15 protein-coding genes are annotated in these 15,459 nt (G+C 62.9%); 12 read left to right on the top strand and 3 right to left on the bottom strand.

Going from position 1 to position 15,459, the window contains the following annotated elements:
- Nucleotides 1-3: 3 nt before the first annotated feature.
- The 10 genes from tssE to HDG34_RS04110 all read left to right on the top strand — a co-directional run bounded on the left by tssE (nt 4) and on the right by HDG34_RS04110 (nt 10,406).
- Complete coding sequence (gene tssE / locus HDG34_RS04155; RefSeq protein WP_184057939.1) at nt 4-426, top strand: type VI secretion system baseplate subunit TssE; 423 nt, start codon at nt 4-6, stop codon at nt 424-426.
- Nucleotides 427-796: 370 nt separating this feature from the next.
- Nucleotides 797-3,181 (top strand): bifunctional salicylyl-CoA 5-hydroxylase/oxidoreductase, encoded by a 2,385-nt coding sequence (locus tag HDG34_RS04150; RefSeq protein WP_184057937.1) that lies wholly within the window; start codon nt 797-799, stop codon nt 3,179-3,181.
- Nucleotides 3,178-3,951, top strand: a complete 774-nt coding sequence (locus HDG34_RS04145; RefSeq protein WP_184057935.1) for an SDR family NAD(P)-dependent oxidoreductase — start codon at nt 3,178-3,180, stop codon at nt 3,949-3,951. Before HDG34_RS04150 ends, HDG34_RS04145 begins: the two co-directional genes overlap by 4 nt.
- A complete protein-coding gene (locus HDG34_RS04140) occupies nt 3,948-4,508 on the top strand; it encodes a MarR family winged helix-turn-helix transcriptional regulator (protein ID WP_184030378.1) in 561 nt (186 codons plus the stop codon). The genes HDG34_RS04145 and HDG34_RS04140 overlap by 4 nt, the downstream gene beginning before the upstream one ends.
- 19 nt (nt 4,509-4,527) lie before the next feature.
- The gene (locus HDG34_RS04135; protein ID WP_184057933.1) at nt 4,528-5,379 is read left to right on the top strand and encodes an enoyl-CoA hydratase family protein; all 852 of its coding nucleotides are present in this window, start codon (nt 4,528-4,530) and stop codon (nt 5,377-5,379) included.
- 1 nt (nt 5,380) lies between these two features.
- Complete coding sequence (locus HDG34_RS04130; RefSeq protein ID WP_184057931.1) at nt 5,381-6,592, top strand: acyl-CoA dehydrogenase family protein; 1,212 nt, start codon at nt 5,381-5,383, stop codon at nt 6,590-6,592.
- A complete protein-coding gene (locus HDG34_RS04125) occupies nt 6,589-7,032 on the top strand; it encodes a thioesterase family protein (protein WP_090807889.1) in 444 nt (147 codons plus the stop codon). The genes HDG34_RS04130 and HDG34_RS04125 overlap by 4 nt, the downstream gene beginning before the upstream one ends.
- Nucleotides 7,029-7,424 (top strand): RidA family protein, encoded by a 396-nt coding sequence (locus tag HDG34_RS04120; protein ID WP_018423881.1) that lies wholly within the window; start codon nt 7,029-7,031, stop codon nt 7,422-7,424. The genes HDG34_RS04125 and HDG34_RS04120 overlap by 4 nt, the downstream gene beginning before the upstream one ends.
- An 84-nt stretch (nt 7,425-7,508) precedes the next feature.
- On the top strand, nt 7,509-9,149 hold the full coding sequence (locus HDG34_RS04115) for an AMP-binding protein (RefSeq protein WP_184057930.1): 1,641 nt from the start codon (nt 7,509-7,511) through the stop codon (nt 9,147-9,149).
- A 33-nt stretch (nt 9,150-9,182) separates the two neighbouring features.
- Nucleotides 9,183-10,406, top strand: coding sequence for a dienelactone hydrolase family protein (locus tag HDG34_RS04110; RefSeq protein ID WP_184057928.1), 1,224 nt, complete (start codon nt 9,183-9,185; stop codon nt 10,404-10,406).
- Nucleotides 10,407-10,494: 88 nt separating this feature from the next.
- On the opposite strand, the gene HDG34_RS04105 is transcribed toward HDG34_RS04110, so the two are convergent.
- Together HDG34_RS04105 and HDG34_RS04100 are read right to left on the bottom strand one after the other, a co-directional pair.
- Nucleotides 10,495-10,872 carry a hypothetical protein gene (locus tag HDG34_RS04105; RefSeq protein ID WP_184057926.1) on the bottom strand — a complete coding sequence of 126 codons (378 nt, stop codon included), beginning with the start codon at nt 10,870-10,872 and terminating at the stop codon, nt 10,495-10,497.
- Entirely contained in the window at nt 10,869-11,240 is a 372-nt protein-coding gene (locus HDG34_RS04100) for a DUF6402 family protein (RefSeq protein WP_184057924.1), read from the bottom strand. Before HDG34_RS04100 ends, HDG34_RS04105 begins: the two co-directional genes overlap by 4 nt.
- 121 nt (nt 11,241-11,361) lie before the next feature.
- On the opposite strand from HDG34_RS04100, the gene HDG34_RS04095 reads away from it, so the two are divergent.
- Both HDG34_RS04095 and HDG34_RS04090 read left to right on the top strand, forming a co-directional pair.
- Complete coding sequence (locus tag HDG34_RS04095; protein WP_184030402.1) at nt 11,362-12,855, top strand: DHA2 family efflux MFS transporter permease subunit; 1,494 nt, start codon at nt 11,362-11,364, stop codon at nt 12,853-12,855.
- Nucleotides 12,856-12,900: 45 nt separating this feature from the next.
- Nucleotides 12,901-13,734: an AraC family transcriptional regulator gene (locus HDG34_RS04090; RefSeq protein ID WP_184057922.1), complete on the top strand. Its 834-nt coding sequence runs from the start codon at nt 12,901-12,903 to the stop codon at nt 13,732-13,734.
- Nucleotides 13,735-13,795: 61 nt separating this feature from the next.
- On the opposite strand, the gene HDG34_RS04085 is transcribed toward HDG34_RS04090, so the two are convergent.
- Nucleotides 13,796-15,160 carry an MFS transporter gene (locus HDG34_RS04085; RefSeq protein ID WP_184057920.1) on the bottom strand — a complete coding sequence of 455 codons (1,365 nt, stop codon included), beginning with the start codon at nt 15,158-15,160 and terminating at the stop codon, nt 13,796-13,798.
- Nucleotides 15,161-15,459 lie beyond the last annotated feature (299 nt).

The raw sequence follows: 15,459 nt of genomic DNA, 5'->3' as shown, positions 1-15,459 counted from the left end.
ACGATGCCAGCAGGCCCGTCCCTTTACGACATGCTGCTCGGCCAGATCGGCGGGGAGCCACTCGATGCCTACGACGACAGAACGCTCGAAATCATGAGCGTGCAGCAGAATGTGCGGCGCATCCTCAACACGCGCGCGGGCGCGCTCAAGCACCTGCCCGATTATGGCCTGCCGGACCTCACGAACATCTACAAGGCACTGCCCGCTTCGTCCCACCTGCTCAGGCAGCAGATGGAGGCAACGCTTTTGAAGTACGAACCCCGGATTCGCGCAATCGACGTCGAGATCATCGACAATCAGGACCCCGGCGTGCTCGTGAGCTTCGAGATGACGTGCCACATGAAGAAGGCCGGCCTGGTGCGGTTCGGCACGTACTTCGAGCCACCGGGACGGATGCGACTTGAGCGGAAGACTGAAGCCAAGTAGCCCTTCGATGAGTGAAGAACCCGATAGCCAGAAACCTTTGCGGTGCGCAAAAAAAGTCCGTCGCGGATTTTTGCTGCAAGTCGAATGCGCTTTTCTCCGGGCGTAGCCCAAGCCCTGCTAGTTCTCGCCTGCTTCGATGCAGGCTTTGTTGCGCGTCCCCGAAGGGGCTCCCGCCCTGCTTTCGCATACTGAAACGTCAGTCCGATATTCCGCATTGTGAGAGACGCGTGACACTCTTTATTTTTCACTGACGCTTTTTATTTCCAGGATCAAGAACACGACTCGATACCCGTCCCCGAAATTTACTTGACATCTAAATTATCAAAACCTAAATTAATCTCACCGCAGAGTTCATTTTGGGGAACCCAGCATGCGCATAGTCTGTATCGGCGGCGGTCCGGCCGGTTTGTACTTCGGTCTGTTGATGAAACAACGTAACCCCGGCCATGAAGTCATGGTAATCGAGCGCAACCGCCCCTACGACACCTTCGGCTGGGGCGTCGTGTTCTCCGACCAGACGCTCGGCAATCTGCGCGCCGCCGACGCCCCGAGCGCCGAGGCGATTCTCGACGCGTTCAATCACTGGGACGACATCGAGATTCATTTTCGCGGCCGCAGCGTGCGCTCATCGGGCCACGGTTTTTGCGGCATCGGTCGCAAACGTCTGCTGAATATCCTGCAAGCGCGCTGCGAAGAACTCGGCGTGAAGCTCGTGTTCGAAACCCAGGTCGTGGACGACAGCGCGTACGACGCGGACCTGATCATCGCGAGCGACGGCCTGAACAGCCTCGTGCGCCAGAAATACGCGGACACCTACCAGCCGGACATCGACATGCGCGACTGCCGCTTCGTGTGGCTCGGTACGAAGAAGCTGTTCGACGCGTTCACGTTCGCGTTCGAGCAAACCGAATTCGGCTGGTTCCAGGCGCACGCCTACCGCTTCGACGATCAAACCTCGACGTTCATCGTCGAAACACCGGAACGCGTGTGGCGCGCCGCCGGTCTCGACGAAATGAGCAAGGAAGACAGCATCGCGTTCTGCGAGAAGCTGTTCGCGAAGTACCTCGACGGCAACGCGCTGATGTCGAACGCGGCGCATCTGCGCGGCTCGTCGCAATGGATCCGTTTTCCGCGCGTCGTCAACAAGGAATGGGTGCATTGGCGCAGCAACGCAAACGGCACACGAACGCCGATCGTGCTGATGGGCGACGCCGCGCACACCGCGCACTTCTCGATCGGCTCGGGCACCAAGCTCGCGCTCGAAGACGCGATCGAACTCGCGAACAGCATCAGCGCGCACCCGGGTTCGCACCTGGACGATCTGGCCGCCGCATTGAAGCACTACACCGAAGTACGCAGCGTCGACGTGCTGCGCATCCAGAACGCCGCGCGCAATTCGACCGAATGGTTCGAGCACGTCGATCGTTATACGTCGTTCGAGCCGGAACAGTTCGCGTATTCGTTGCTCACGCGCTCGCAGCGCATCTCGCACGAGAACCTGCGCGAGCGCGATGCGCAGTATCTGTCCGGTTTCGAGGACTGGCTCGCGAAGCGCGCGGGTGTGGAGCGCGCCGCTGACAGGCATTCGATTCCGCCGATGTTCACCCCCTTGAAGGTGCGCGGCGTCACGCTGAAAAATCGCGTGATGGTGTCGCCGATGGCGCAGTACTCGGCGGTAAACGGCGTGGCCGGCGACTATCACCTGATGCATCTCGGCGCGCGCGCGATGGGCGGCGCCGCGCTCGTGATGACCGAGATGACCTGCGTGTCGCCCGAAGCGCGCATCACGCCCGGATGCCCGGGCATGTACGCGCCCGAGCATCTGGTCGCGTGGAAACGCATCGTCGATCTGGTCCATCTGCAATCGGATGCGAAGATCGGCATCCAGCTCGGCCACTCGGGCGCGAAAGGTTCGACGCGCGTCGCGTGGGAAGGCATCGATCAGCCGCTCGACGAAGGCAACTGGCCACTCGTTTCGGCGTCGCCGCAGCAGTATTTGCGCGGCATCAGCCAGCATTCGCGCGAAGCCACACACGAGGAGCTGCGCGCCATCGAGCAGCAGTTCGTCGAGGCGACGCGCATGTCGATCGAAGCGGGTTTCGACTGGCTCGAACTGCACTGCGCGCATGGCTATTTCCTGTCGAGCTTCCTGTCGCCGCTCACGAATCACCGTACCGACACATACGGCGGTCCGCTCGAAAACCGTCTGCGTTATCCGCTGCAGGTATTCAGCGCGATCCGCGCGGTGTGGCCGCAAGACAAGCCGATCTCGGTGCGGATTTCGGCGCACGACTGGGTCGAGGGCGGCAACACGCCCGACGACGCCGTGAAGATCGCTCAAGCGTTCAAGGCGGCCGGCGCGGACATGATCGACGTGTCGTCGGGCCAGGTCAGCAAGGAAGAAAAGCCCGTGTTTGGCCGCATGTTCCAGACGCCGTTCGCCGATCGCGTGCGCAACGAAGCCGGCATCGCGACGATCGCGGTCGGCGCGATTTCGGAAGCCGACCACGTGAACAGCATCATCGCGGCGGGTCGCGCCGATCTGTGCGCGATCGCGCGGCCGCATCTCGCGAATCCGTCGTGGACGTTGAACGAAGCGGCAAAGATCGGCTATCTCGACGTCGCGTGGCCGAAACCCTATACCGCCGCGAAAATGCAGCTCGAACGCAACCTCGAACGCGAGCGTGCGCAGGCCATCGCCAATGTCGGCCTCACGGCGCAACAACGCGCGCAACGCGCCGAAGGAACCGTGTGAACACCTCAGACACTCCTCTCGCCGGACAACACGCGGTCGTCACCGGCGGCGGCAGCGGCATCGGCGCGGCCATCGCGCAGGCGCTGCTGCGCGCCGGCGCGCGCGTCACGCTGATGGGCCGCAACGCGCAACGCCTCGACACGCAGCGCGAGCAATGCGCGGCGCTCGGCGACGTCGCGTGTATCAGCGTGGACGTCACGCAAGAAGATTCGGTGGTGCGCGCATTCGAGCAGGCGGGCACCGTCGATATCCTCGTGAACAACGCGGGCCAGGCGCAGGCCGCGCCGTTCACGCACACCGATATCGCGCTGTGGCAACGCATGCTCGACGTGAATCTGACCGGCGTGTTTCTCGGCACGCGCGCCGTCCTGCCCGGCATGCTCGAGCGTGGCTATGGCCGCATCGTCAACGTCGCGAGCACCGCGGGGCAGATCGGCTATGCGTACGTCGCCGCGTATTGCGCCGCGAAGCACGGCGTGATCGGTCTCACGCGCTCGCTCGCGCTCGAAACCGCGACGCGCGGCATCACGGTCAATGCAGTGTGCCCCGGCTACACCGAAACCGAACTGCTGCATGCCTCGCTCGAACAGATCACGAGCAAGACCTCGCGCACCGAAGCACAGGCGCGCGAAACGCTGCTGCGCTCGAATCCGCAGCGCCGCTTCGTGAATCCGGAGCAGGTCGCGAACGCGGTGTTGTGGCTGTGCCGCCCCGGCTCGGATGCGATCACGGGGCAATCCATTTCCATTTCGGGTGGAGAAGTGATGTGAGCAAATCAACCCAAGCAAAAAAGTCGGCGGCGGCATCGGATGCGAAGCTGTCGCGCAAAGGCGTGGCTCAACCCGCGGAGAACGTCGTGGACCTCGAAATGAGCACCGGTGCGGACAGCCACATGGGCCTGCGTTTGTGGCTGCGCATGCTGACCACCACCAACCTCGTCCAGGCCGAATTGCGCAAACGTCTGCGCACCGAATTCGACACCACGCTGCCGCGATTCGATCTGATGGCGCAGCTCGAACGACATCCCGATGGCCTGAAGATGACCGAGCTATCGCGCCGTTTGATGGTGACGGGCGGCAACGTCACTGGCATCACCGATCAGCTCGAAAAAGAAGGGCTCGTCACGCGCGACACCGATCCCAACGACCGCCGCTCGATCAGCGTGTGCCTGACGCCCGCTGGCCGCAAGGCGTTCGACAAAATGGCCGTCGCGCACGAGCAATGGGTCGTCGAACTGTTCGGTGGTCTGAGCCTCGACGAAAAGATGAAGACGCATCAGGACCTCGGCAAGCTCAAGCAGCATCTGCTCGACAGCCTGAGAGGCTGACTTCGCACTGGAGGAATACATGACACGATCCAACGCCGACGCACTGTTGTCCGGCAACCGCCTGACCCTGGCAGGCCACGAGGCGAAGCATGTCGGCTGGTCGGTGACCGACAAGGTCGCGACGATCACGCTGAACCGTCCCGAGCGCAAGAACCCGCTGACCTTCGAATCGTATGCGGAGCTGCGCAACCTGTTCCGCGATCTCGCGTACGCGACCGACGTGAAAGCCGTCGTGCTGCACGGCGCGGGCGAAAACTTCTGCTCGGGCGGCGACGTGCACGACATCATCGCCCCGCTGATCGATCTGCCGATGCCCGAGTTGTTGATGTTCACGCGCATGACCGGCGACCTCGTCAAGGCAATGCGCCATTGCCCGCAGCCGATCATCGCAGCCGTCGACGGCGTCTGCGCGGGTGCCGGCGCGATCCTCGCGATGGCTTCCGATCTGCGCCTCGGCACCGCGCGCAGCAAGCTCGCGTTCCTGTTTACGCGCGTCGGCCTCGCCGGCTGCGACATGGGCGCGTGCGCGATGCTGCCGCGCATCATCGGCCAGGGACGCGCCGCCGAACTGCTGTTCACCGGCCGCTCGGCAAGCGGCGACGAAGCTCACGCCTGGGGCTTCTACAACCGCCTGTGCGACCCGGCCGCGCTCATCGAAGAAACACAGAAGCTCGCCGCCGATCTCGCGGCCGGCCCAAGCTTCGCGCACGGCATGACGAAGAAGATGCTGCACCAGGAATGGAGTATGAGCATCGACGAAGCGATCGAATCCGAAGCGCAGGCGCAGGCGATCTGCATGGGCACGCGCGATTTCGAGCGCGCATACAACGCGTTCGCGGCGAAGACGCGTCCGGTGTTCGAAGGAGACTGAGTTGAGCGCCGATCATCAGAACATCCCGATCGATTTGCACAGCCCGCTCGCGTGGCCGTTTTTCGAGCCGCGTCATCGCGAACTCGCGGCAGGCATCGACGCATGGTGCCGCGCGCATCTCACGCATGACGAGCATGGCGACACCGATGCGACCTGCCGTGTGCTGGTGCGCGAACTCGGCCATGCCGGCTGGCTGAAATACGGCGTCGGCGGCGTCGCCTATGGCGGCCACGGCGACACGATCGATACGCGCGCCGTATGCCTGCTGCGCGAAACGCTCGCGCGCTATTCGGGCCTCGCCGATTTCGCACTGGCGATGCAAGGCCTCGGCTCGGGCGCGATCTCGCTCGCGGGCACGCATGAGCAGAAATCGCGTTATCTGCCGCGCGTCGCGAGCGGCACGGCGATCGCCGCGTTCGCGCTGTCGGAGCCGCAAGCGGGCTCGGACGTCGCCGCGATGGCGCTCGCGGCTCGCGAAGAGGGTGAGCACTACGTGCTCGACGGCGAAAAGACGTGGATTTCGAACGGCGGCATCGCGGACTTCTACGTGGTGTTCGCGCGCACCGGCGAAGCGCCGGGCGCGCGCGGCATCAGCGCGTTCATCGTGGATGCGCAGACACCGGGCCTCGACATCGCCGAGCGCATCGACGTAATCGCGCCGCATCCGCTCGCGCGCCTGCGCTTCACGAACGCGCGCGTGCCGAAGAGCCAGATGCTAGGTGCGCCCGGCGAAGGTTTCAAGATCGCCATGCGCACGCTCGATATTTTCCGCACGTCGGTGGCGGCCGCATCGCTTGGCTTTGCCCGTCATGCGATGGCCGAGGGCCTCGCGCGCGCGGCGTCGCGCAAGATGTTCGGCCAGACGCTCGGCGACTTCCAGTTGACCCAGGCGAAGCTCGCGCAGATGGCGTTGACGATCGACAGCAGCGCGCTGCTCGTCTATCGCGCCGCGTGGCTGCGCGACCAGGGCGAAAGCGTCACGCGCGAAGCCGCGATGGCGAAGTGGCACGCGAGCGAAGGCGCGCAGCAGGTGATCGACGCGGCAGTGCAGCTTTACGGCGGCATGGGTGTGCAAAGCGGCAGCGCGGTCGAGATGCTGTACCGCGAGATCCGCGCGCTGCGCATCTACGAAGGCGCGACCGAGGTGCAGCAGCTGATCGTCGGCCGCGATCTGTTGAAGGCGCATGCCGCCGCGAACGGGAATGCGCAATGAGCACTTCGTTCGAGCGGCCCATACGCATCCGCTTTTCGCACTGCGATCCCGCGGGCATCGTGTTCTTTCCGCAGTACCTCGTGATGACCAACGTGCTCGTCGAAGACTGGTTCAACGAGGGCTTGCGCATCGACTACGCGCACATGATCGCGCGGCGCCGCATCGGCCTGCCGATCGTCAAGCTCGACTGCGAGTTCTCGCGGCCGAGCCAGATGGGCGAAACGATCCTGCTCACGCTCAAGGTCCGAACCATCGGCCGCAGTTCGATCGGCATCGAGATTCACGGCCATTGCAACGGCGAGACGCGTTTCCGCTCTAAACAGGTGCTCGTGTTCATATCGTTCGACAGCGGCAAATCCATCGATATTCCCGGCGATGTCGCGAGCGCGCTCGCGGCGTACGCTCCATCGGCCCCCTCCATCGAGGCGCATCGCTCATGAAACAGGCTCTCCTTCCCGCCGGCTGGGTCAAGCCGCGCGGCTATGCGAACGGCGTCGCTGCGAGCGGCACGCAGGTGTTCATCGCCGGCCAGATCGGCTGGGACGAACAGGCGCAGTTCCAGTCCGATGACTTCGCGCAGCAGTCCGAGCAGGCGCTGAAGAATCTGCTCGCCGTGCTGCGCGAAGCGGGCGGCAAGCCCGAACACCTCGTGCGCCTCACGTGGTACGTGACCGACAAGCGCGAGTATCTCGCATCGCTGAAGGACATCGGCCGGGCGTTTCGCGAGCTGATCGGCGACTACGACATCGCGATGAGCGCGGTGCAGGTCGTCGCGCTGATGGAAGACCGCGCGAAGGTCGAGATCGAAGCCACCGCGGTGATTCCGCACTGAACGTCGTACAGGTACCGAACGCACAGGCAAGCCCTTCACACCGAACGAAGCGCATTTTCCGGCTCAACGCCTCGGGAGACCATGATGGAACCGTCAGCACACGTCGATACTTTCGCGCGCGACAATCTTCCGCCGCAGGATCAATGGCCCGTCTTGCTGCTCGACAATCCGGACGTCGCCTATCCGCCGAGGCTGAACTGCGCGACCGAACTGCTGGAGCGGACCATCGAGGCGGGGCGTCGCGACCGGCCGGCGATCTGGTCCGACGTGGACGGCAAGCCGCAAGCCACCACGTACGGCGAACTGCTCGCGATGGTCAACCGCAGCGCGCATGTGCTCGTCGATGAAATGGGCTTGCGCCCCGGCAACCGCGTGCTGCTGCGCGGACCGAACACATTGCAGATGGCCGTCGCCACACTCGCGGCGCTGAAGGCCGGGCTCGTCGTCGTGCCGACCATGCCGCTGCTGCGCGCGAAGGAGCTCAAGCAGATCATCGAGAAGGCGCAGGTCAGCGCCGCGCTTTGCGACGCGCGCCTGAGCGCGGAACTCGAGCGCTGCACGAATCCGCGGGACGAGTTCTACTGCGCGGTGCTGAAACAGACCCGCCGCTTTCACGACGACTCCGCCGATTCGCTCGACACGCTCGCCGTCAACAAGCCCGAATACTTCACCGCCACCGACACCGCCGCGGACGACATCTGCCTGATCGCGTTCACGAGCGGCACGACCGGTGCGCCGAAAGGCTGCATGCATTTCCATCGCGACATGATCGCGATGTGCGACCTGTTCCCGCGTCATGTGCTGAAGCCTTGCGCGAACGACATCTTCTGCGGCACACCGCCGCTCGCGTTCACGTTCGGGCTCGGCGGGCTGCTGTGCTTTCCGCTGCGCGTCGGTGCCTCGACGGTGTTGGTCGAAAAGCTGACGCCGCAGACCTTGCTCGAGGTGGTCGAACGATTTCATGCGACCGTGATGTTCACCGCGCCGACGTTCTATCGGCAGATGGCGCCGCTCGTCGCGCAACATGACCTTTCGTCGCTGCAGAAGACCGTGTCGGCCGGCGAGGCGCTGCCCGATTCGACGCGGCGCCTGTGGCGCGAGGCGACCGGCATCGACATGATCGACGGTATCGGCGGCACCGAGCTGATCCACATCTTCGTTTCGTCGCAAGGCGCGGAGATCCGGCCGAACGCGATCGGCCGCGCGGTGCCGGGCTACGTCGTGCAAGCCGTCGACGACGACATGCAACCCGTGCCGCCCGGCACGATCGGCAAACTCGCGGTGCGCGGCCCCACCGGCTGCCGCTATCTGGCCGACGAACGGCAGTCGCGCTTCGTGCGCGACGGCTGGAACCTGCCGGGCGATTCGGTCTATCTCGACGCGGACGGCTACGTGTTCTACCAGGCGCGCGCCGACGACATGATCGTGTCGGCCGGCTACAACATCTCCGGTCCTGAGGTGGAAAGCGTGCTGATGCAGCACGAGGCGGTGGCCGAATGCGGCGTGATCGGCGTGCCCGACGAAACGCGTGGGCAAATCGTGCGAGCCTTCGTCGTGGTGAACCCGGGCTACACCGCCGACGATAAACTGGTCGCGCAGCTGCAGGATTTCGTTAAGAATAACGTCGCGCCGTATAAATATCCCCGCGTCATCACGTTCGTCGGCGCGCTGCCGCGCACCGAAACCGGCAAGCTCAAACGTTTCGAGTTGCGCATGATGACGTAACCCCTATCTTTCGTGAGACTGGAGGCAGACTGCATGGCCGGCTCTTTCATCGAAGTCGTCGCCCACGATGGCGGCCGTTTCAACGCATACGTCGCGCGGCCCGCGCAGGGCTCGGGCCCAGGGCTCGTGCTGCTGCAGGAAATCTTCGGCGTCAACGACACGATGAAAGCGAGCGCCGATCGCTACGCCGAAGAAGGCTACGTCGTGCTCGTGCCCGATCTGTTCTGGCGCATCAAGCCGAGCATTGCGCTTGGCTACGGCGACGCCGACATGAAAGAGGCGCTCGGCTATCTGGGTCAGTTCGACGCCGACGTCGCGGTCAAGGACATCGCCGCCACCGTCGCCGCGTTGCGCGAACTGCCCGAGCAGGCCGGCAAGGTGGGCGTGGTCGGCTACTGCCTCGGCGGCAAGCTCGCGTTTCTGAGCGCGGCGCGCACCGACGTCGATTGCGCCGTCAGCTATTACGGCGTGGGCCTCGAAGCGCATCTCGACGAAGTATCGGCAATCAACTGCCCGATGGTGTTCCACTTCCCTGAAAACGACGCGCACTGCCCACCCGAAACGCGCGAGCGCATCAGCGCCGCGCTGCGCACGCGAGCGCAAATCGAGCAATACGTGTATCCCGGCTGCGATCACGCGTTCGCCGCGCAGCAGCGCAAACAGTACGACAAGCCCGCCGCGATGATGGCGTACTCGCGCACGCTCGCGCTGCTGCGCAAGGTGCTCGGTCCGGTCTACGATCTGAACGCGCTGTGGGAAGCGCATTGCTATCACGAGTTCGCGACACGCGACGTCGACGCAGTGATGCCGACGATGGTCGCGCAACCCTACGTCAATCACGTGCCGACGATGACTGGCGGCGTCGGCCATGACAATCTGAAGCGCTTTTACACGCATCACTTCGTCAACTCGAATCCGCCCGACACGAAGCTGATTCCGATTTCGCGCACGATCGGCTCGGATCGCGTCGTCGATGAATTCATTTTCAGCTGCACGCATAGCTGCGAAATCGACTGGCTGCTGCCGGGCGTCGCGCCGACCGGCAAGTACTTCGAGGTGCCGATGCTCGCCGTCGTGTGCTTCCGCGGTGACAAGCTTTATAACGAGCATATCTATTGGGATCAGGCTTCGGTGCTCGTGCAGGTCGGGCTGCTCGATCCGGAGGGCTTGCCGGCGGCGGGGATTGAAAGTGCGAGGAAGTTGCTCGATGAGACGTTGCCGTCGAATGGGTTGATGGGGGGTAAGTCGAAGGTTTAAGGAAGTGGTGCTGCCGTCGCTGTGCATCATCCGAATGACTCGCGCCGGCAGCGCGTATTAATCGCGGCGCGCAAGACCGAAAAACTCATCATCCAATCGACGAAAATCTGGCGATCATGCGGTCATAGAATGACGGCGGCAGCTTTATAAACGACGCGTCGTCGCCGCCGCGGGAAAATGAAACGCCTTCGTCGTCCACCCAAATCAATTCAGGAACCGGTGTGCTGAAGGTTCTGCGCACTAGCAGTTTGCCTGACGCGGCGTCGTAGACCTGACCGAGATAAGCCGGGTCGTTGCCGCCTCTCCATTGGAGCAGGCACCGCTCTGCAGTGTAGCGGCCGTTTTTTGACGTGCTTTTGATGCATTCGCTCGCATTCCTGTGATCGGTGTGCGTCGCGACGAGAAGCACGGCAAACGCGACTGTGAGCACTACAGCGCCCCATCCGATCGATCGCCCCGGTTTCATAAATACACCTTGATCGGTGGGTCAATTCGAACAAGCTTTCGATCCGAATAGATCACGAAGTCACCTCCTCGCTGGTGTTTTATTGCCCACTCTCTAAAGTCCTTATTGTGAACCGGGTAGTACACGTTGCCCCTGACCTTCGGATTCCCCAGTGCAACGGGATAGGAAAAATACAATCGCGGTTCGTTCAGATATGACATCGCGCCGTTGTACGCCAGAACGATCACCCCGTTTTTGCTCCAATGGCCAAGATATTGCGACGCCTCGCCAAGCTTGTCGGTGAAGTCGTAACTATCCTTAATATAAACGTAGATACCTGAGATTTCTGCAACCCTGGTACGGCCTTCCTTCCCGTTCGAAGCCGCCACCGCGCGCGGCTTCGCGCAACGCCGCCGCCCAGGATTTCGTAGTTGGACGCTAAATGTGCGGGTGCTAGACTCGAAAACCCATCGTCGGTGATCGACCGAATCCGCGTAAAGGGGCGTCCGCATGACCCATTCCCTCCACGGCAAGCAACGCTGGCTCGCGCTAATCGTGCTCTGCCTCGGCGTACTGATGATCGTGCTCGACACGACCATCGTGAACGTCGCGCTGCCGTCCATCGCAGCCGATCTCGGCTTTAGCGAAACTTCGCTCGTGTGGGTCGTCAACGCCTACATGCTGACGTTCGGCGGCTGTCTGCTGCTCGGCGGACGGCTTGGCGATCTGTACGGACACCGCAAGCTGTTTCTCAGCGGCATTACCCTCTTCACGCTCGCTTCGCTCGCCTGCGGCCTCGCGAATTCGCAGGTGCTGCTGGTCGCCGCGCGCGCCGTGCAGGGCCTGGGCGGTGCGATCGTCTCGGCGGTATCGTTGTCGCTGATCATGAATCTGTTCACCGAAGCCGGCGAACGCGCGAAGGCGATGGGCGTGTATGGCTTTGTCTGCGCGGGCGGCGGCAGCATCGGCGTGCTGCTCGGCGGACTGCTCACCAACCTGCTGAGCTGGCACTGGATCTTCCTGGTCAATCTGCCGATCGGCATTGCGGTGTACGCGCTGTGCCTCGCGCTACTGCCCGCCGCGCGCGGCCACGCGCACGGCGAACGGCTCGACGTGGCCGGGGCGCTCAGCGTGACCGCATCGCTGATGCTGGCGGTCTATGCGATCGTCAACGGCAACGAAGCGGGCTGGACTTCGGCGCAAACGCTCGGCCTGCTGTTCGTCGGGCTCGCGCTGCTTGCCGTGTTCCTCGCAATCGAGGCGAGAATCGAACACCCGTTGATGCCGCTCGCTCTGCTGCGTTTGCGCAATGTCGCGACCGCAAACCTGGTCGGCGTGTTGTGGGCGGCGGCGATGTTCGCGTGGTTCTTTATTTCGGCGCTGTATCTGCAGCGCGTGCTCGGCTATCGGCCATTGCAGGTGGGACTCGCGTTTCTGCCCGCGAACCTGATCATGGGACTCTTTTCGCTGGGATTGTCGGCGCGCGTGGTGATGCGCTTCGGGCTGCGTCGTCCGCTCGCGGCCGGCCTGCTGATCGCGGCATGCGGGCTTGCGCTGTTCGCGCGCGCGCCCGTCGACGGCAGCTTCGTACCCGACGTGTTGCCCGGCATGTTGCTGCTCGGCTTTGGCGCGGGCATCGCCTTCAATCCGCTGCTGCTCGCCGCGATGAGCGACGTCGATCCCGCCGATTCGGGCCTCGCGTCGGGCATCGTCAATACATCGTTCATGATGGGCGGGGCGCTCGGGCTTGCGGTGCTCGCGAGTCTTGCCGCCGCGCGTAGCGAGGCGATGCAGGCGTCGTCGAGTGCGGCGGCTGCGCTGAACAGCGGGTATCACGTCGCGTTTCTGTTTGGGGCGGTTTTTGCGGCGGCGGCCGGCGTGCTGGGTGGGCTGTTGCTGAGGCCGGGGCAGGCGGGTGGCGCCGCGGGCGTGCATGGTGACGCGGCGGAATCGTCTCGGCCCTCCGCCGCGACCGCAAAACCGCAAGCGCGATCAAATGCGTGAGTTCGCCGCTGACTATGCTGGCTTCATGCTGACATGAGAGCCGAGATGAACCCGGTTGGAAAAGCGCTTTGGTATATCGAAAGCCACTTCGCCGGCGAGTTGACGCTCGACGACATCGCCCGCTGTGGCTGCGTATCGCGCTTTCACCTCGCGCGCGCGTTCGAAGCGGCCACCGGGATGCCGGTGATGCGCTACGTTCGCGCACGGCGTTTGAGCGAGGCCGCACGACGTCTGGCCGATGGTGCGCCCGACATCCTCGCGGTCGCTCTCGACGCCGGCTACGGCTCTCACGAAGCATTCACGCGCGCGTTTCGCGAACAGTTCGGGCTCACGCCCGACGCGCTGCGCGCGCGGGGTCATCTCGACAACCTGACCATCGTGGAGCCGATCAAAATGGACGAAACCCTGCTCACCCATCTGGACCCGCCGCGCTTCGAAGACGCGCGAGCGTTTCTCGTCGCTGGACTGAGCGAGCGCTATACGTGCGACAGCAGCAAGGCGATCCCCTCCCAATGGCATCGCTTTGGCGCCTGGTACGGCAGGGTGCCGGGACAGGTCGGCAAGGTGGCTTATGGCGTGGGCTATAACGCCGATGAACTGGGTAACTTCGACTACATGTGCGGCGTCGAAGTCAGCGATTTTTCCGCATTGCCGCCAGAGTTAAGTCGTGTGCGCATCGCCGCGCAACGGTATGCGGTGTTCGCTCATCGCGAGCACATCTCAGGCATTCGTCGCACGATGAATACGATCTGGAATCAGTGGTTGCCCGCGTCAGGGCACGTGCCTGCCGATGCGCCGCATTTCGAACGGTATGGCGAGCAGTTCGACCCGGTGACGGGGATGGGTGGAGTCGAAGTCTGGTTGCCGCTGAAAAGTTGATGGTCGATTTGGCGGATGGCCGTTGTGGATGGCCGTTGTGGCCGGCCATCCGCCTGATCGTTCACGGAGTGGCATGTCTGCTGTCATGCAATGCATGCACGTCGTCGTATTCCCGCGAAATGTCCTTATTCGTGTAATCGCCCAATCGCATGGCGGCGGCCACGCTAATCACCGCGCACGCGAAGACATACCACGCCACCGCAAATCCCGAATGGAAGTAAGCATAAAGCGCCGTCGCAATCAACGGAGCCGGACCGCCAGCGATGACGGAAGCCAACTGATAGCCCATCGACGCACCGCTGTAGCGCAAGCGCCCCGTGAACGATTCGGCGATCAACGCGGCTTGGGGACCATACATCATCGCATGCGGCACCAGCGAAAGTACGATGGCCGCGAAGATCCATATCGGGTTATGGGTTCCAACCATGAAAAAGTACAGGAAGCCGAATAGCCCGACAGCAGCGGCACCGATCACATACATGCGTCGACGTCCGATCAGATCAGACACGTGACCAAACAGCGGAATCGTGAAGAATTCCAGCACCGAAGCGGCCAGCACTGCCGTGAGCAACAGATCGCGTGTGACGCCCAGACTCATCACACCATAGGTGAATATAAAGGCCGTGAAAATATAGAATGGCGCCTGTTCCGCCATACGCGCAAGAGCCGACAGAAGAATGTCTTTCGGCTGCCGGCGCAATACTTCACGCATCGGCGCCTTTTCGATTCTGCGCTCAGCGAGCAGCTTCGCGAAGATAGGCGTCTCGAGGATACTCAAGCGGATATAAAGGCCGATCGCGACCAGCACGATACTGAGGAAAAACGGCACCCGCCAGCCCCAGGTGAGAAATGCGCTGCCGGAGATCTGACTGATGGCAAGCACCACCAGATTCGCGACGAACAATCCCGCCGGTACGCCGAACTGCGGCCAGGACGCGATGAAACCGCGATGCTTGTTGGTACGTGCCCACTCCATCGACATCAACACCGAACCGCCCCACTCGCCTCCAACGCCCACACCTTGAATGAAGCGCAGCGCCGTGAGCAGGATTGCCCCCCAGATACCGATCGTCGCATAGGTTGGAACAAAGCCCACGGCAAACGTCGCGAGGCCCATCAGCAATAGCGTCACGATTAACGTGGCTTTACGTCCGATACGATCGCCATAGTGGCCGAAAATCGCCGCGCCCACCGGCCGCGCGATAAAGCCGACAGCGTAAATCAGAAAAGCCTGGAGTGTGCCGACGAGCGGGTCCGACTGAGGAAAAAACAGTTTCGCGAATACAAGACCCGTGACAATGCTGTACAGGAAGAAGTCATACCATTCGATTGTGGTACCAATCGTGCTGGCGATGACAGCACGGCGCAACTGGCGCCGAGCCTCCTCCTCCGAGAGGGGCACCGCCCCTGATTGCGTGGCAGCCATTTGATATCTCCCCAAAATGGAAGGGTGACATCTTTGACATTTGAGGTATTGCGTGGTTCCCGTGAGGACGCGAGGTACGTGCAGCGAAAACCGGCTTTGCGGCTATTGTTGTGGCTGGGCGGCCGGGTCGAGAAAAACCGGCTCCGAACCACTATTCGCAGAGACCGGGGCTTTATTCCAGAGAGACATTTCGAAATTGCATTTTTTGCCGAATTAGCAATCGGCAATGCTCGCTGAATGCAATTGATACCGATGCCGAAATCGAATTGAAATTCGAGCGAACCGCGGCTTCGGACATG

The organism is Paraburkholderia sp. HC6.4b (genome assembly GCF_014200875.1).
Lineage (GTDB): Bacteria > Pseudomonadota > Gammaproteobacteria > Burkholderiales > Burkholderiaceae > Paraburkholderia > Paraburkholderia tuberum.
Note: the sequence above shows the minus strand (reverse complement) of the source record. Positions and strands in the feature narration are given on the sequence as shown.